The sequence below is a fragment of the Streptomyces lunalinharesii genome (genome assembly GCF_039532155.1).
In the GTDB taxonomy this organism is placed as follows: domain Bacteria; phylum Actinomycetota; class Actinomycetes; order Streptomycetales; family Streptomycetaceae; genus Streptomyces; species Streptomyces lunalinharesii.
Genome location: NZ_BAAARK010000062.1, coordinates 1 through 17,450, shown reverse-complemented (window position 1 = coordinate 17,450; position 17,450 = coordinate 1). Strand labels below are relative to the sequence as shown.

The 17,450-nt window shown below is 73.1% G+C and carries 15 protein-coding genes; 10 read left to right on the top strand and 5 right to left on the bottom strand.

The features are described from left to right. Positions 1-126 precede the first annotated feature (126 nt). From ABD385_RS38980 to ABD385_RS38965, 4 genes are all read left to right on the top strand, one after another. Positions 127-3,003: a bifunctional acetate--CoA ligase family protein/GNAT family N-acetyltransferase gene (locus ABD385_RS38980; protein ID WP_344584728.1), complete on the top strand. Its 2,877-nt coding sequence runs from the start codon at positions 127-129 to the stop codon at positions 3,001-3,003. 38 nt (positions 3,004-3,041) lie between these two features. Next, entirely contained in the window at positions 3,042-3,632 is a 591-nt protein-coding gene (locus tag ABD385_RS38975) for a DUF5998 family protein (protein WP_344584727.1), read from the top strand. Continuing rightward, positions 3,632-4,822, top strand: coding sequence for an alkaline phosphatase family protein (locus tag ABD385_RS38970; RefSeq protein ID WP_344584726.1), 1,191 nt, complete (start codon positions 3,632-3,634; stop codon positions 4,820-4,822). The genes ABD385_RS38975 and ABD385_RS38970 overlap by 1 nt, the downstream gene beginning before the upstream one ends. Before the next feature lie 87 nt (positions 4,823-4,909). Beyond that, positions 4,910-5,581, top strand: a complete 672-nt coding sequence (locus ABD385_RS38965; protein WP_344584724.1) for a thymidine kinase — start codon at positions 4,910-4,912, stop codon at positions 5,579-5,581. Positions 5,582-5,616: 35 nt separating this feature from the next. On the opposite strand, the gene ABD385_RS38960 is transcribed toward ABD385_RS38965, so the two are convergent. Continuing rightward, a complete protein-coding gene (locus tag ABD385_RS38960; protein WP_344584722.1) occupies positions 5,617-6,390 on the bottom strand; it encodes a VOC family protein in 774 nt (257 codons plus the stop codon). Positions 6,391-6,638: 248 nt separating this feature from the next. Between ABD385_RS38960 and ABD385_RS38955 the strand changes: the two genes are divergently transcribed. Next, positions 6,639-7,478, top strand: coding sequence for a sulfurtransferase (locus ABD385_RS38955; protein WP_344584720.1), 840 nt, complete (start codon positions 6,639-6,641; stop codon positions 7,476-7,478). Positions 7,479-7,588: 110 nt separating this feature from the next. On the opposite strand, the gene sepH is transcribed toward ABD385_RS38955, so the two are convergent. Continuing rightward, complete coding sequence (sepH, locus tag ABD385_RS38950; protein WP_344584718.1) at positions 7,589-8,641, bottom strand: septation protein SepH; 1,053 nt, start codon at positions 8,639-8,641, stop codon at positions 7,589-7,591. 496 nt (positions 8,642-9,137) lie between these two features. Between sepH and ABD385_RS38945 the strand changes: the two genes are divergently transcribed. Beyond that, positions 9,138-10,274, top strand: a complete 1,137-nt coding sequence (locus ABD385_RS38945; protein ID WP_344584717.1) for a hypothetical protein — start codon at positions 9,138-9,140, stop codon at positions 10,272-10,274. Between the two features lie 129 nt (positions 10,275-10,403). Here ABD385_RS38945 and ABD385_RS38940 read toward each other — a convergent pair whose 3' ends face one another. Further along, the gene (locus ABD385_RS38940) at positions 10,404-11,744 is read right to left on the bottom strand and encodes a D-arabinono-1,4-lactone oxidase (protein ID WP_344584715.1); all 1,341 of its coding nucleotides are present in this window, start codon (positions 11,742-11,744) and stop codon (positions 10,404-10,406) included. 484 nt (positions 11,745-12,228) lie between these two features. After that, positions 12,229-13,512: an MFS transporter gene (locus ABD385_RS38935; RefSeq protein WP_344584713.1), complete on the bottom strand. Its 1,284-nt coding sequence runs from the start codon at positions 13,510-13,512 to the stop codon at positions 12,229-12,231. Between the two features lie 162 nt (positions 13,513-13,674). On the opposite strand from ABD385_RS38935, the gene ABD385_RS38930 reads away from it, so the two are divergent. Then, the gene (locus tag ABD385_RS38930) at positions 13,675-14,829 is read left to right on the top strand and encodes a ferrochelatase (RefSeq protein WP_344584711.1); all 1,155 of its coding nucleotides are present in this window, start codon (positions 13,675-13,677) and stop codon (positions 14,827-14,829) included. A 35-nt stretch (positions 14,830-14,864) separates the two neighbouring features. Continuing rightward, the gene (locus ABD385_RS38925; protein ID WP_344584710.1) at positions 14,865-15,695 is read left to right on the top strand and encodes an inositol monophosphatase family protein; all 831 of its coding nucleotides are present in this window, start codon (positions 14,865-14,867) and stop codon (positions 15,693-15,695) included. 88 nt (positions 15,696-15,783) lie between these two features. Here the strand turns inward: ABD385_RS38925 and ABD385_RS38920 are convergent, their stop codons facing one another. Beyond that, a complete protein-coding gene (locus ABD385_RS38920) occupies positions 15,784-15,954 on the bottom strand; it encodes a hypothetical protein (protein WP_016576170.1) in 171 nt (56 codons plus the stop codon). Between the two features lie 309 nt (positions 15,955-16,263). On the opposite strand from ABD385_RS38920, the gene ABD385_RS38915 reads away from it, so the two are divergent. Then, positions 16,264-16,917, top strand: a complete 654-nt coding sequence (locus ABD385_RS38915) for a response regulator transcription factor (RefSeq protein WP_016576171.1) — start codon at positions 16,264-16,266, stop codon at positions 16,915-16,917. Between the two features lie 6 nt (positions 16,918-16,923). Further along, positions 16,924-17,450 (top strand): HAMP domain-containing protein (locus tag ABD385_RS38910; protein WP_425585583.1); only part of this gene is annotated, 527 nt, incomplete at its 3' end.

The following is a 17,450-nucleotide window of genomic DNA, read 5'->3' as shown; positions in this document are numbered from 1 at the left end:
CTTCGTCCCGGTTCCCGAGCGCCTTGCGGCCCTCGTTCCAGGCCCTCGGTCCCGCTGCGGTGGGCCCGGGAAATCGAGCGTACGCACGTCGAGCCGGTTGTCGGTGCCCCGCCGTACGCTGTCCGCATGCAGACGCCGCCGGATCACGCGTACCCGACCCACTGGGAAGCCGACGTGGTGCTGCGCGACGGCGGGACGGCACGCATCCGGCCCATCACGCCCGCCGACGCCGAGCGGTTGGTCTCCTTCTACGAGCAGGTCTCGGACGAATCGAAGTACTACCGCTTCTTCGCGCCGTATCCGCGGCTGTCGGACCGGGACGTCCACCGGTTCACCCACCACGACTACGTCGACCGGGTGGGCCTGGCCGCCACCGTGGGCGGCGAGTTCATCGCCACCGTCCGCTACGACCGGATCGACGCCCGCGGGCTGCCCGCCAAGAGCCCGGAGGACGACCAGGCCGAGGTCGCCTTCCTGGTCCAGGACGCCCACCAGGGCCGCGGCGTCGCCTCCGCCCTCCTGGAGCACATCGCCGCCGTCGCGCGCGAACGCGGCATCCGTAGGTTCGCCGCCGAGGTGCTGCCCGCCAACACCAAGATGATCAAGGTGTTCACGGACGCGGGCTACACCCAGAAGCGCACCTTCGAGGACGGCGTCGTCCGCCTCGAATTCGACCTCGAACCGACCGAGCAGTCCCTGGCCGTGATGCGCGGCCGCGAGCAGCGCGCCGAGGCCCGCTCCGTCCAACGGCTGCTCGCGCCCGGCTCGATCGCCGTCGTCGGCACCGGACGCGCCCCCGGCGGCGTCGGCCGCACCGCCCTGCGCAACATCCTCGACGCCGGCTTCACCGGCCGGGTGCACGCCGTCAACCACGCCTTCCCCGAGGACCTGCACCGTCTGCAGCCCGAGGACGTCCCCGCCGCCCGCACGCTGCGCGCCATCCGCGAGCCGGTCGACCTGGCGGTGATCGCCGTCCCCGCGGACGCCGTCCCCGACGTCGTCCGCGACTGCGGCGAACACGGCGTCCAAGGGGTGCTGGTCCTCTCCTCCGGCTACGCAGAGGCCGGCCCCGACGGCCGCGAGCGGCAGCGCGCCCTGCTCCAGCAGGCCCGCTCCTACGGCATGCGCCTCATCGGCCCCAACGCCTTCGGCCTGATCAACACCGCCCCCGACGTCCGGCTGAACGCCTCGTTCGCCCCCCAGATGCCCGGCTCCGGCCGGATCGGCCTGTTCACCCAGTCCGGCGCGATCGGCATCGCGCTGCTCAGCGGACTCCACGAGCGCGGCCCCGGCGACGACGGCATCGCCGGCATCTCCACTTTCGTTTCGACCGGCAACCGCGCCGACGTCTCCGGCAACGACCTCCTCCAGTTCTGGTACGACGACCCGCACACCGACGTCGCGATCCTCTACCTGGAGTCCATCGGCAACCCCCGGAAGTTCGCCCGACTGGCCCGCCGCACCGCCGCCGTGAAACCCGTGGTGGTCGCCAAGGGGGCCCGGCACCACGGCACCGCCCCCCTGGGCCACGCCGTCCCCACCGTCCGCGTCCCCGACAGCACCGTCGCCGCCCTGATGCGCCAGGCCGGCGTGATCCGCGTCGACACCGTCACCGAACTCATCGACGCCGGCCTGGTGCTGGCCGCCCAACCACTGCCGGCCGGCCCGCGCATCGCCATCCTGGGCAACTCCGAATCGCTGGCCCTCCTGGCCTACGACGCCTGCCTCACCGAAGGACTGCGCCCCCAACGCCCCCGGGTGCTGCCGTCCGCCGCGACCCCCGAGGAGTTCCGCGCCGCCCTGGCCGAAACGCTCGCCGGGAACACCTGCGACGCCGTCGTCGTCACCGCCATCCCCTGGATGGGCGAGGAGGGCGCCGCCGCCCACGGGGAGGGCGAGGGCCCCGCACTCGCCGCCGCCCTGCGCGCCGCCGCCACCACCCACCCGGGCAAGCCGGTCACCGTCGTCCACCTCGCGATGGACGACCTGGCGACGACGCTCGCCGCCCCGCCCGCTCCCCACGACCCGCACGCGCCGGAGCCGACCGCCCAGCCCCGGAGTGCCACCCCTGGGACCCAGGACCGGACGCCGGCCCCCGAGGCCCCGGCCGATCCCCGTCCCGTCCGGATCCCCGCCTACCCCGCTGCCGAGCGCGCCGTCCGCGCCCTCGCCGAGGCCGTCCGCTACGCCGCGTGGCGCCGCGCGGCCGCCGAACCAGGCCGGGTGCCCGAATACGACGACATCCAGGAGGCCGCGGCCGGCGCCGACGTCGAGCGGCTGCTCGACCGACTCACCACCGACGTCGCCCCCGGCCGCTCCGTCGCCCTGCCGCCCGCCGACGCCGAGGCCCTGCTGGCCCGCTACGGCATCCACCCCCGCCCCACCCTCCCCGCCCCCGCCCCGGACGCTGCCGTCCGGGCCGCAGCCCGCCTGGGCTACCCCGTCGCCCTCAAGACCACCGCCCCCCACCTGCGGCACCGCGCCGACCTCGGCGGCGTCCGCCTCGACGTCGCCGGCGAGACGGAACTCCGCCGCACCTATGCCGAATTGACCGACTTCCTGGGTTCCCCCGAAGAGCTGCGACCGGTCGTCCAGGCGATGGTGCCGCGCGGCGTCGACACCGTCGTCCGTGCCGCCATTGACCCCGCTGCCGGTGCGGTCCTCTCCTTCGGGCTGGCCGGCGCGCCCTCCCAACTGCTCGGCGACATAGCTCACCGGCTCATTCCGGCCACCGACCGCGAGGTCAACGAGCAGATCCGGTCGATCCGCAGCGCCCCGCTGCTGTTCGGCTGGCGGGGCTCCCAGCCGGTGGACACCGCCGCCCTGGAGGACCTGCTGCTGCGGGTCTCCCGGCTCGTCGACGACCATCCGGAGGTGGTCGCCGTCGACCTCGAACCCGTCGTCGTCGCCCCGCACGGCCTGGCCGTCCTGGGCGCCTCGGTCCGGCTCGCCCGACCGCCCGCCACCACTGACCTCGGGCCCCGTCGGCTGCCCGTCTACTGAGGGTCTCGGGACCCGGTAGGGCCCGTAAGATGGACCCCATGGCTAAGACCGGTACGACGACCCAGGGGCTGCGCGCGGCGATCGAGCGCAGTGGCTATTACCCGACGCTCGTGGCCGAGGCGGTGCAGGCCGCAGTCGGCGGCGAGCCGGTGGTGTCGTACCTCGTCCACCAGGAGACGACCTTCGACGCCAACGAGGTCCGCCGGCACGTCACGGTCCTCGTCCTGACCGACACCCGCTTCATCGTCAGCCACACCGACGAGCAGGCCGCCGACGCCACCTCGCCGTCCCCCTACGCCACCACCTCCACGGAGTCCGTCAAGCTCGGTCGGATCTCGTCCGTGGTGCTCAGCCGCGTCGTCGCCAACCCCGAGTCCTACACCCCCGGCCAGCTGCCCCGTGAGGTCGTGCTGACCATCGGCTGGGGCGCCGTCGCCCGCCTCGACCTGGAGCCGGCCAGCTGCGGCGACCCCAACTGCGACGCGGACCACGGCTACACCGGTTCGTCCACCGCCGACGACCTCTCCCTCCGGGTCAGCGAGGCCGGCGACGGCCCGGACTCGGTGCGCGAGACGCTCGCCTTCGCACAGGCGCTGTCCGAGGCCACCGCGGCCACCAGCACCCGCTGATGGTCCACGCCGCCCCCGTCTGGCCGGAACCGGAACCGCTCGACCCGCTGACCGCCCCCGTGCCCCGTTACGGCACCGGCTCGCTCGCCGACCTCCTGCCCGCCATCACCGCGGGCCAGGGCCTGCCCGGCGTGACCACCGACATGGCGCTGGCCCCCGCCGACCGCGCCTGCGTCTTCCTGATCGACGGCCTCGGCTGGGAGCTGCTGCGCGCCCACCCGGGGGAGGCGCCGTTCCTCACCTCCCTCCTGGACTCCTCGTCCAACGGCACCGGCCAGCCGCTCACCGCCGGTTTCCCGGCCACCACCGCCACCTCCCTCGCCTCGGTGGGCACCGGCCTGCCACCGGGCGCCCACGGCCTGCCCGGCTACACCTGCGAGGACCCGGCGACCGGCGCACTGATGAACCAGCTGCGCTGGCGCCCGTGGAGCGACCCGCACGCCTGGCAGCCGTACCCCACCGTCTTCCAGCTCGCCGACGCCGCCGGCATCCACACCTGCCAGGTCTCCGCACCCGACTTCGCGCAGACCCCGCTCACCCGGATCGCGCTCAGCGGCGGCACCTTCCACGGCCGGCTCTCCGGCGAGGAACGGATGGACCTCGCCGCCGAACAACTCGCCGCCGCCGACCGCTCGCTGGTCTACACGTACTACTCCGAGGTCGACGGCAAGGGCCACCGCTACGGCGTCGACTCCGACGCCTGGCGCGGCCAACTCCTCTACGTGGACCGGCTGGCCCAGCGCCTGGCCGAACAACTCCCGCCGCGCAGCGTCCTGTACGTCACCGCCGACCACGGCATGATCGACATCCCCTTCGACCCGGAGTCCCGGATCGACTTCGACGAGGACTGGGAACTCCGCGCCGGCGTGCGCCTGTTGGGCGGCGAGGGGCGGGCCCGCCACGTGTACGCCCACCCGGGCGCGGCGGCCGACGTGCTCGCCGTCTGGCGCGAGGTGGTCGGTGACCAGATGTGGGTCGCCAGCCGGGAGGAGGCCATCGCCGCGGGCTGGTTCGGACCGCACGTCGACGACCGGGTCCGCGCCCGGATCGGCGACGTGGTGGCCGCCGCCCACGCCGACATGGCGATCATCGCCAGCGAACGGGAACCAGGGGAGTCGCAGATGGTCGGCCTGCACGGCTCGATGACCCCGGTGGAGCAGTTGGTGCCGCTCCTTGAGGTCCGTACCTGACCCGTGGCCGCACCCGACTGCGACGCCCCGGTACCGTCCGCCCCGCACCGTCCCTGCCGTACGAGCCCGAAAGGCCCGCAAACCCCCATGCCCGAGCTGGTGTTCTTCTCCGGAACGATGGACTGCGGAAAGTCGACACTGGCGCTGCAGATCGAGCACAACCGCTCGACCCGCGGCCTCCAGGGCATGATCTTCAGCCGCGACGACCGGGCTGGCCACGGCAAGCTCTCCTCCCGCCTGGGCCTGGTCACGGAGGCCGTCGAGGTGGTCGACGACCTGGACCTCTACGTCCACATCGTCGAATCCCTCAGCTCCGGCGGCCGGGTCGACTACGTCATCATCGACGAGGCCCAGTTCCTCGCCCCCGGCCAGGTCGACCAACTCGCCCGCGTCGTCGACGACCTCGAACTCGACGTCTTCGCCTTCGGCATCACCACCGACTTCCGCAGCAAGCTCTTCCCCGGCTCCCAGCGGCTGGTCGAACTCGCCGACCGCATAGAGGTGCTGAAGGTGGAGGCCCTGTGCTGGTGCGGCGCCCGGGCCACGCACAACGCCCGCACGGTCGACGGGCGGATGGTCGTCGAGGGCGCCCAGGTCGTCGTCGGTGACGTGCGCAGCGACGGTGCCGGCGCGGAGCGGCCGGCCGAGGTCGGCTACGAGGTGCTGTGCCGGCGCCACCACCGTCGCCGACAGACCGCGGCGACCGCCCGCGCGGCCGCCCTGTCGCCCGACGTCCTGCCGGTCGACGCCCAGCGCTAGGGCGCCCCTGGGGATCCGGGCCGCCGCCAGGCGTCTCAGCGCCGTTGGATGATGGCGAAGACCGCACCCTCGGTGTCGGCGACGGTTGCCACCCGGCCGTGCGCCGAGTCCCGCGCCGACCGCAGCACGTGGCCGCCCAGCTCGACGATCCGGCGCGCGGCGGCGTCGGTGTCCGGGACGGCGAAGTACGTCATCCAGTGCGGACCGCGGTCGCGCGGCAGCGCGTTGCCCACGCCGTGGATGCCGGCGACCGGCTTCCCCTTGATGTGCAGCGTCAGGTAGTCGAAGTCGGCCGAGACCACGGCCTCCGACTCGAAGCCGAAGACGTGCTCGTAGAACGGTGCGACGGAACTCGTCTCCTGGGTGACGAGTTCGTTCCAGACCGGGGTGCCCGGCTCGCCGCTGACCGCGGTGCCCGGCATCGCCCGTCCCTGCCAGACGCCGAAGATCGCCCCCTGCGGGTCGGAGGCGATCGCCATCCGGCCGGCGTCGTCGGCGTCGAGCGGGCCGACGCCCACCGTGCCGCCGCAGGAGCGGATCTGCTCGGCGGTCACGTCCGCGTCGTCGCTGGCCAGGTAGGTGGTCCAGGCGACCGGCAGATGCCGGTCGGCCGCTAGCTCACCTACCCCGGCCACTTCTAGGCCGTCGAGGAAGGCGCGGGCGTACGGGCCGAAGTGCTGCGGTCCCGGACGGAACTCCCAGCCGAAGAGCGCGCCGTAGAACTCCTGCGTCGCGGGCAGGCTGTGCGCCAGGAGGCTTACCCAGCAGGGCGCACCGGGCATCCGCCGGGCTGCTGCCTCGGTCGTCATCGTCACTCTCCTCGGAGCATCGGGGTGCTGGCCATGTGCGGTACGGGCGCGGGTCCCGAGCAGATGCTTGCACCCTGTCACCGGGTGTGCGCCCCGGCCGCGCCGTCCACGGCGCGTTCACGAGGGAGAATGCCCGTTTTGACGTTGCTCTTCCGTTTCGGCGGCGTTGTGACGCCCCGTAACTCCGCCATACGGAGGGTGGGCACCCGCCTTCTGTACGTAGTCACTGCTACGCAAGGATGAGTCCCATGAATGCCATCATCACCGCTACCGAACTCGCGAGCGAGTTGGCCGGCCCCGACGCCCCGCTCCTCCTGGACGTGCGCTACCAGCTCGGCGGCCCGCCCGGTCGCCCCGAGTACGAGGCCGGCCACCTGCCCGGCGCGGTCTACGTGGACCTCGACGGTGAACTGGCCGGAACGCCCGGCGCGACGGGCCGGCACCCGCTTCCCGACCTCGCCGCCTTCACCACCGCGATGCGGGCCGCCGGCGTCAACGCCGAACGTCCGGTGGTCACCTATGACGGTGGCCAGGGCTGGGCCGCCGCCCGCGCGTGGTGGCTGCTGCGCTGGGCGGGGCACCCGAACGTGCGGGTCCTCGATGGCGGCCTCGCCGCCTGGCAGGCGTCCGGCGGCACCACGAGTGTCGACAAAGTGACTCCGAAGCCGGGTGACTTCACCCCGTCTCCCGGCGCGGCACCGCTGCTCACCGCGGACGACGCGGCCGCACTCGCCCGCCGTGGCGTCCTCCTGGACGCGCGGGCGGGGGAGCGTTACCGGGGCGAGACCGAACCCATCGACCCGGTGGCCGGCCACATCCCCGGCGCGGTGTCCGCCCCCACCACCGAGAACGTCGCCGACGGCACCACGTCCTTCCGGCCCGCCGCGGAACTGGCCGAACGGTTCGCGGCCCTGGGTGCCACGGCGGACGCCGAGGTCGGCGTCTACTGCGGCTCCGGCGTCTCCGCCGCCCACCAGGTCCTCGCGCTCGCCGTCGCCGGCATCCCGGCGGCGCTGTACGTCGGTTCCTGGAGCGAATGGTGCGCCGACCCCTCCCGCCCCATCGCCACCGGCCCGCAGCCCGGCTGAGCGGGCACTGAGGCCCGCCACGACCCCGCACAACGACGTTCCGCCCGCCCCCGACGCACGGGAGCGGGCGGAACGCCTGCACGAACAGGGCCGGACGGTGCGGTTCCGGCTTATTCCGGCTTCTTCCTCCGGGTGCCGAAGACGATCTCGTCCCAGCTGGGCACCGCGGCCCGGCGCCCGGGACGCACGCCGTCCGCCTCCGCCTGCCGGTCCGTCGTCCCGGTCAGCCGATCACGGTGGCCGGCGACCGCCCGCGGCATGAGCACGTCGGCGTAGGCGGAACCCGCGCCGGCGCCCGCGCTCGCCGCGGGGGCCGGCGGCTCCTCGACCTCGGCCTCCTCGACCTCGGCCGGCTGTGCCGTCTTGGCGCTCTCCGGGACGACCATGTCGCCCCGGAAGCTCGGTACCGCCTCCAGCAAGCTGGTCAGCGAATCCCGCTCCCGCTCGCCGGTGGCCTCCTCGGTCCGGCCCTCCCGCTCGCGGTCCTCGCCGGACCGCTCGGGCATCTGCCGGTCCAGTGCACGGTCCAGCGGCCTATCGCGCGGCAACCGCGCGATGCGGGGCACGAACGGGAAGCTCGGCTCGGGGGTGTCGTCGCTCTCGCCGATCAGCGCGCGGGCCTCGTCGTCCACGGCCTGCACCAGGCGGCGCGGCGGGTCGTACGTCCAAGTCGCCGACCGCGGTTCCCCCGCGACCCGGTAGACGAGCAGCACCTCCCAGGTGCCGTCGTCCCGGCGCCAGGAGTCCCACTGCGCACTGTCCTTGTCGGCGCCGCGCAGCAGCAGCCGCTCCGCGACGGCCTCGCCCAACTGCGGGCCGGTGTTCTCGCCGGGGCGGCGTACGGGGGTCTTGCGGGCCCGCTCGGCCATGAAGGCCCGCTCGGCCAGCACCGGACCCTCGAAGCGGCGCACCCGGTCGACGGGAATGCCGGCGAGTTGTGCGACCTCCTCAGCGGAGGCACCGGCTCGTATCCGCGCCTGGATGTCCCGGGGGCGCAGATGGCTCTCGACCTCGATCTCGATCTGGCCGAGCCGCGCTCTGTCGTTGCGGACGGCGGCGCGCAGCCGCTCGTCGATCGGAAGCGTGTACTCGGTGCTGTCCGCAGCCTTGAGCACCAGCCGTGTGCCGTCGTTGGAGACGGCCACGACACGCAGTTCGGGCATGGGGACCTCCCGGGTGGTGCCTGCCGACGTCACGTGCGTCGCTGCTTCCGCTAGTCGAGTGTGGCCTGCCCGGGTGCAGCCTGCCACAACATTGCCGAGTTGCCCGGCGTGTCGGGGCTTGGCCCAGAAACGCCGTTATGACACGGTTACCAGTTTGCAACGCTCAGTGACCATGCCGCTTGCCCTGTCACCGATCACCCGTACCGAGCGGCGGTGCCCCAGGGAGGGTGCCGCCTTCAGTGCCCCTCCCGCGGGTCCGGGCAGCCGGACGGGAACCGGGGCCAGGGCTCGCCACAGTACTCCATTCGGGCCACCGAAGTGGACCGCCGCGCCGCGGAACTTCTGGGCGCCCCAGGGGGGCAGGTCGCCTTGTCGACCTCTCTACCTGCGGCGAAGGTGGCGTGCTTCACAGATTCCACAGATTCGGAACTAATGACTCCGCCATTTGGTCACTTCTCCATGCAAGATGGATCGAAGGGGCGATCAAAGGTAGGAGATGGACGAAAAAACCCAAGCGGACACGAAGCAGAAGGAGAAGCGGATCGACCTGAGCCTCGCCCAGGTCTCCGGCAGCGCGCTCGCCGCGGCTGTCGCCGCGTTCCTCGCGGGTCAGCTCGGTGTGTACGGAACCATCATCGGCGCAGGTGTCGTCAGCGTCGTCGCGACGACCGGCGGCACGATATTCCAGCACCTGTTCCGGCGCACCGGTGAGCAGATCAAGGAAGCGGCGGTCACCACCAGGCCCAAGCCGCACCGCGACTCCACCACCCGATCCCAGGCCACCACCGACTCCATGGGACCCGCCGGGCCCACCATGGTGCTGCCCACCTTCGACAAACACGGCACGGAGGATCCGGTCACCTCCGTCCGGGCCCGTGATTCAGGGCCCGTCACCGCCCGCACCCAGCTGATCCCGCGGGCCCAGCAGCCACCCGGCCCGGACGCGGAAGCGACCCGGCTGCTGGCGCGGCCGGTCGAGCAGACCATGGCGCTGGGCCGGGCGGCCCAGCGGGACGCGGACACGACCGCCGTACTCCCCGAGGCCGGTGCGCCCGACGCCCCGGTGCCCGGCAGCATGCCGCCCGGTACCGAGGAGGCCACTGCCACCTACGGCACCCGGCTGCGCGGCTGGAAGCGGCCGGCGCTGGGGGCGCTCGCCGTCTTCGTGCTCGCCATGGGGGCGGTCACCGCCACCGAACTGTTCGTCGGTGAGTCGGCCAGCGGCAACAGTGGCACCACCATCAGCAACCTCACCACCGGCAACGTCGCCCCGCACCGGCCCAGCACGCCGCAGACCCCGGACCCGGGCCACTCGACCGGCAACGGCACCGGCCGGGACGGCGGCACTCCGTCGCCCGACCCCAGCCGTTCCGACGGCAGTGGCACCGACGGCACCGGCAGTGGCACCGGCCACCACGGCGGGAGCCCGACGCCGACCCCGAGCGACGGTGCCACCGGCTCCCCCAGCCCCGGCACCTCCTCGTCCCCCGACGCGTCGCCGAGCCCGTCCACCGGGACCGACGGCGGCAAGGGTGACGGCTCCGGTTCGACCGGTGGCGGCGCCACTACGGGGCACCAGCAGAGCGAGCAGAACCCCGGCGGCCGACAGTCGCCCGACCCCAACGTCCCCTGACCCCCTGAACCCCCTGACGAAGGATCGCCCCTGGGCGGCCCGCCCGTCCGGCGGACCACCCACTACCGCGGCCCGGTGCCCCCTCGGGGACGCCGGGCCGCGGCGCGTCAGTGACCGGCCGGTCGTCGCTCAGTCACCCAGCACCTGTCGTAGGTACCCGTTGGCGAACCGGCGTTCCGGATCCAGGCGGTCGCGCAGCGCCGTGAACTCGTCGAACCGCGGATAGACCCCGGCGAGGTACGCCGCGTCGCGGGTGTGCAGCTTCCCCCAGTGCGGCCGGCCCTCGTGGGCCGTCATGATCCGCTCGGTGGCCCCGAAGTACGCCTGGTGGGGCGTCCCGCGGTACATGTGCACCGCGACGTACACGGTGTCCCGCCCGGAGGCCGTGGACAGCGCGAGGTCGTCGGCGGGTGCGGTGCGCACCTCCACCGGGAAACTGATCTTGAAGTCCGAGCGCTCGACCCTCGCCTTCAGCTCGCCGAGCGCCTCGATCGCCGCCGCCCTGGGGAGCGCGTACTCCATCTCCACGAACCGGACCCGACGCGGTGAGGTGAACACCTTGTAGGGGATGTCGGTGTACGTACGGGCCGACAGCGCGCGGCTGGAGACCTTCGCGATGCCCGGTATCGCGGCCGGCGCCGCCCGCCCGACCGTGCACGCCACCTGGAAGACCCCGTTGGACAGCAACTCGTCCTCGATCCAGCCGCTCAGCCGGCCGGGAGGCGCGGCCGGACCCTGGCTGCGGTTGTTGCGCTTGGTGTTGCAGTTGCCGGTGTGCGGGAACCAGTAGAACTCGAAGTGCTCGTTCTCGGCGACCAGTTCGTCGAAGCGTCCGGTCACCTCGTCGAACGTCATCGGCTCCTCGCGGGCGGTCAGCAGGAACTCCGGCTCCACCGCGAACGTCAGCTCGCTGACCACGCCCAGTGCGCCCAGGCCCAGCCGCGCCCCGGCGAACACGTCCGGGTTCTCCCCGGCGGAACAGCGCAGCACCGAGCCGTCGGCGGTGACCAGTTCCAGGGCGGTGATCTGCGCGGCGAGCGATGCGGAGTCCCGGCCGGTGCCGTGGGTGCCGGTGCTGGTGGCGCCCGACACGGTCTGCTCCATGATGTCGCCCATGTTGGTCAGCGACAGGCCGTGCGCGGACAGCGTCTGGTTGAGGTGCTTGAGCGGGGTGCCGGCGGCCACGGTGACGGTGCCCGCCGCACGGTCGATCCGGCGGATCCCGGTCAGCCGGTCGGGACGGATCAGCAGCCCGTCGGTGGCCGCGGCCGCGGTGAACGAGTGCCCGGTGCCCGCTGCCTTGACGGTCAGACCGTCCGTCGCGGCGGACCGGACGGCGGCCGCCAGTTCCTCGGTGTTGGACGGGGCCACGCTCCGGGTGGGGCGGGCGGTCACGTTGCCCGCCCAGTTGCGCCAGGGCCCTCCCGAACCGCGGCCTCCCGAGCCGCCGATGGCGTCGGTGACTGCCATGGTGACGATGCCTCCCCTCCGCGCGGGCCGGCCGTGTTCGGCCGCCGTTGGTCAGCGCATGATGCCAGCCGCCGACGGCGCTTCCAGGAGGGGTGAGCGGAATCACACCACAGCGAAAACGGGCGCAACCACAAGGCTCCCGGACATCTCGTACCGGCGGTAACAGGGAAATTCCGCAGAGGCGTCGCGACGGGCCGTCCCCAGGGGTGTGGGCGCGGGGAGGTCTGTCATGCGCGGCAGACCGCGGAGTCAACGGCACGCACGTGAAGTCACCCTCGGTGGTGGGGTGATGGGGCGCCGCGCGGGGTGGTGCATAAGAGGAGTGACGGTCGTGCCGGCGCGGTGGACGGGAACGGCGGTCGGGGTGAGGCGGCGGAGGGGAGAAACGCGCGCTCCCGTGGGACGAGATGCGCGAGCACGGCAACGGCGCGGACCGCGTGCCCGTGGGGACACCGGTCCGCGCCGTTGCCGCAGGAGGCTCGGTTCAGCCCGCGTGCGACTCGTCGTGGTCTTCGGCAGCGGACCGAGTCGGGGTCGGAACGCTGCCGGCCGCGGGGGAGGCGGGCGCCAACACGCCACGGGGACGGAGCCAGCGGTAGCCGGCCAGCGCCACCAGCGCGGCCAGGACGCCCGCGGCGAGTGGCACCAGGTAGCCGCGCGCGGCACCGGCCGCGTCCACCACCCAGCCGGCCGCCGACGAGCCGAGCGCCACCCCCACCGCGAGGCCGGTGCTCGTCCACGTCATGCCCTCGGTCAACTTCGTCCGCGGCACGTGCTCCTCGACCAACGCCATGGTCGTCACCATCGTCGGCGCGATCGACAACCCGGCGAGGAACAGCGTGGCGGCCAGCAGCACCAGCGAACCGCTCAGCGACGCCGCCAACTGGAGCGGCACCATGCTCACCGCCATCGCGGCCATCCCCACCAGCCACCGCCGTGACGGCGGCCCCGCCAGGTGCAGCAGCCCGAACACCGCACCGGCCACGCACGACCCCAACGCATACACCGCCAGCACCAGGCTCGCCGCCGCCTTGTGACCGGCCTCCTGCGCGAACGCCACGGTCACCACGTCGATCGCCCCGAAGATCGCACCGGTCGCCACGAACGTCGCCACCAACACCCGCAGTCCCGGCGACCGCAGCGCCGATCCCCCCGTGTGCTGCTCGCGCGGATGCGGCACCGGCTCCGTCGCGCGCTGCGCGGTCAGCCAGATCACCCCGACGGTCAGGAACACCCCGGCCAACAGCGGCCCGGCCTCCGGGAACCACGCCGTCGACAGCCCGATCGACAGGATCGGGCCGACGATGAAGCACATCTCGTCGACGATCGACTCCCACGAGTACGCGGTGTGCAGCTCCCGCGGCGAGCCCCGGTACAGCTCCGCCCAGCGCGCCCGCACCATCGAGCCCACGCTCGGCACGCAGCCCGCACAGGCCGCGAAGGCGAACAGCGTCCAGTCCGCCCACCGCTGCTGCGCGCTCAGCAGCAGCCCGGCGACCGCGGCCAGCGCCACCAGCGTCGCCGGACGCAGCACCCGGCGCTGCCCGTGCCGGTCCACCAGACGGGAGATCTGCGGCCCCAGGACCGCCGCCGACAGCGCGAGCGTCGCGGACAGCGCCCCCGCCAGGCCGTACCGGCCGGTCAGCTGGGACACCATCGTGACGATGCCGATGCCCATCATCGACAGCGGCATCCGCCCCAGCAGCCCTGCGGCGGAGAACGACTTGGTGCCGGGGCGCCCGAAGAGGGCGCGGTAGGGACTGGGCAACGGGGTGCTCCGCCGGGTGAGGAAGTCGGTAAGGAATGTCTGTGGCCGATACAGCTTACGGGTGGCGGGGCATCCGCCGCCTCCTGGTTTCCGCCGCGGTTTCCGCCCGCCCAACCAGGGCCTGACCCCTCGCGGCCGCCCGGGGGTGGGAGGATCGAAGGCATGCCAGAACAGTGCGACCCCCGCCCCTATGACGCCCTGCTGCTGCTGTCCTTCGGAGGCCCCGAAGGCCCCGACGACGTCGTGCCGTTCCTGGAGAACGTCACCCGCGGCCGCGGCATCCCTCGCGAGCGCCTCAAGGAGGTGGGCCAGCACTACTTCCTGTTCGGCGGCGTCAGCCCGATCAACGCCCAGAACCGCGAACTCCTCGACGCACTCCGCAAGGACTTCGCCGACCACGGCCTCGACGCGCCGGTCTACTGGGGCAACCGCAACTGGGCGCCGTACCTGACCGACACCCTGCGCACCATGGTCACCGACGGCCACCGCCGCATCGCCGTCCTCGCCACCAGCGCCTACGCCTCGTACTCGGGCTGCCGCCAGTACCGCGAGAACCTCGCCGACGCGCTCACCACCCTCCAGGCCGAGGGCCTGGACGTCCCGCAGGTCGACAAGCTGCGCCACTACTTCAACCACCCCGGCTTCATCCGGCCGATGGTCGACGGCGTCCTCGCCTCCCTCGCCGGACTCCCCGAGGAGGCCCGGGCCGGCGCCCACCTCGCCTTCACCACGCACTCCATCCCCACCGCGGCCGCCGACACCTCCGGCACCCCCGAGGACCACACCGACGACGGCACCGGCGGCGCCTACGTCGCCCAGCACCTCGACGTCGCCCGGGTCGTCGCCGAGGCCGTACGGGACGAGACCGGCATCGACCACCCCTGGCAGCTCGTCTACCAGTCCCGCAGCGGCGCCCCGCACATCCCCTGGCTGGAACCCGACATCTGCGACCACCTGGAGGAGCTGCACGGCGCCGGCGTGCCGGCCGTCGTCATGGCCCCCATCGGCTTCGTCTCGGACCACATGGAGGTCAAGTACGACCTCGACACCGAGGCCACCGCCAAGGCCGCCGAACTGGGCCTGCCGGTCGCCCGCTCCGCCACGGTCGGCGCCGACCCCCGGTTCGCCGCCGCGGTCCGCGACCTCCTCCTGGAGCGCGCCGCCGCCGAACGGGGCACCACCCCCGAACGGTGCGCCCTGGGCGCCCTCGGGGCCTCGCACGACCTGTGCCCCCTCGGCTGCTGCCCGGCCCGCGCCGCCCGCCCGGCCGCTGCCGGCGCGGACTGGACCGGCCCCGCGGCCCCGACCCCCGCCTGAGCCCCCGACCACCGCTCGTCCGAGCAAGGAGCACCGTGCCCGATCCGCAGCACCTCGACCAGCCGCACCCCGACCCCCTGCACGACGAACTCCTCGCACTGGCCCTGGCGGCCGCGGACCGCGCCGCGACCCTGCTGCGCGACGGCCGCCCCGCCGACCTGGGGGTGGCCGCCACCAAGACCAGCCCCATCGACGTCGTCACCGAGATGGACCTCGCCTCCGAGAAACTGATCACCGACTTCATCGGGGAGCACCGCCCCGCCGACGGCTTCCTGGGGGAGGAGGGCGCCGGCAGCCCCGGCACCAGTGGCGTGCGCTGGGTCATCGACCCCGTGGACGGCACCGTCAACTACCTCTACGGGCTGCCCTCCTGGGCGGTGTCCATCGCCGCGGAGAAGGACGGCGAGGCCGTCGTCGGCGTGGTCGCCGTCCCGATGCGGGGCGAGACCTTCCAGGCCGTCCGCGGCCGCGGCGCCCACCTCAACGGCGAGCCGATCCGCCACCGGCCCGCCCCACCGCTCGCGCAGGCCCTGATCGCCACCGGCTTCGGCTACCTCACCGAGCGGCGCGCCGCCCAGGCCGAGGTCGTCCGCGCCCTGCTGCCGCAGGTCCGCGACATCCGCCGCGGCGGCTCGGCCGCCATCGACCTGTGCGACGTGGCCTGCGGCCGCCTCGACGGCTACTACGAGCGCGGCCTGAACCCCTGGGACCACGCGGCCGGCGTCCTCATCGCCGACGAGGCCGGCGCGCTCACCGGTGGCCGCCCCGGCCTCCCCGCCGCCCACGAACTGACCGTCGCCGCTTCCCCGGGCGTCTTCGGCGCCCTCCAGCCGCTGCTGGACGACCTCGGCGCCTGGCACGACTGACCGGGGCCCCGTACCGGGTGCGGACATGGCTGCGCCCCGGCACCTTCCCTCGGTGCCGGGGCGCAGCCGCCGTCCTGGGCGGGCCGGATCAGGCGCTTACGGTGTACCGCACGCCGTGCTCGGTCGCCAGGCGCTGCAAGTCCTCGAGTTCTGCCAGTTCAACCTCGGCGAGGAGCTCGTCACCCGACTCGCGGGCTCGGACCAGATCGGCTTCGGTGTTCCGTATGCGCTGCAAAATACCTGCGGTGAACGCGTCCATGGTGCGCCCCCTCGTCGTGGGTCGGTGGCACGGGGGTGTGCCGACGGGTGGGTCGATCACGGCGTGGTCCCTGCGATGGAAACGGAGCGTGCCAAGACGCTGATACAGGGCGTGATCGCGGGTGTGCAGTCGTCCTCCCCACGCGCACGCTCAGGGAAACCTCAACCGGTCCGGGAATCCGGGCCGCAGCCGCCCCAACCCCTTCCGTCACCCCCCTTACCGCCGGTTTATGACTCTTCGGGGCAGGATGGAAGGGCTCTCAACGTTGTCGTGCCCTGCTGATCGCGGGCCGTAAGGAAGGACTGCGACGTGCGTGTTCTCGTCGTCGAGGACGAGCAGCTGCTCGCCGATGCTGTGGCCACCGGACTGCGCCGGGAGGCCATGGCCGTCGACGTGGTCTACGACGGCGCCGCCGCGCTGGAACGGATCGCGGTCAACGACTACGACGTGGTGGTCCTCGACCGCGACCTGCCATTGGTCCACGGCGACGACGTCTGCCGCAAGCTCGTCGAGCTGGGCATGCCCACCCGTGTCCTGATGCTCACCGCCTCCGGCGACGTCAGCGACCGCGTCGAGGGCCTGGAGATCGGAGCGGACGACTACCTGCCCAAGCCGTTCGCGTTCACCGAGCTGACCGCCCGGGTCCGTGCCCTGGGCCGCCGCACCACGGTGGCCCTGCCGCCTGTCCTGGAGCGCGCCGGGATCAAGCTCGACCCCAACCGCCGCGAGGTCTTCCGCGACGGCCGGGAGGTCCAGCTCGCTCCCAAGGAGTTCGCGGTCCTGGAGGTCCTCATGCGCAGTGAGGGCACCGTCGTCTCGGCCGAGCAGCTCCTGGAGAAGGCCTGGGACGAGAACACCGACCCGTTCACCAACGTCGTCCGGGTCACGGTCATGACGCTGCGCCGCAAGCTCGGCGAGCCCGCGGTGATCGTCACCGTGCCCGGCTCGGGATACCGGATCTGACCGCCGATGCCCTCCCTGCCCTCCTTCTCCAGCTCCAAGGCCGCACCGCCGCCGCCTCCGGTCCCGCCCAAACCGGCCTGGGACCCCAAACCGGTCAACGTGCGGCCCTTCCCCTGGCTGCGCCCCACGATCCGGATACGGCTCACGCTGCTGTACGGCGGCATGTTCCTGATGGCCGGCATCGTGCTGCTCACGATCATCTACATGCTCGCCGCGGCCGCCCTGCACGACGGCAGCGCGCTGCCGTTGAAGATCCTCGGCGGGAAGTTCCAGTCCACCAGCGACATCTGCGACCTGCCCACCGAGACCTCCGGGGCGCTGCTCCAGGAGGCGGTCAACAACTGCCTGATGCACCAGCGGGCGGTGGCCCTCAACAACCTCCTCAACCGGTCGCTGCTGGCGTTGCTGGGTTTGACGATCGTGGCGTTCGCGTTCGGTTATGCGATGGCGGGGCGGGTGTTGTCGCCGTTGGGGCGGATCACGCGGACCGCGCAGCGGGTGGCGGGGTCGGATCTGCATCGGCGGATCGAGTT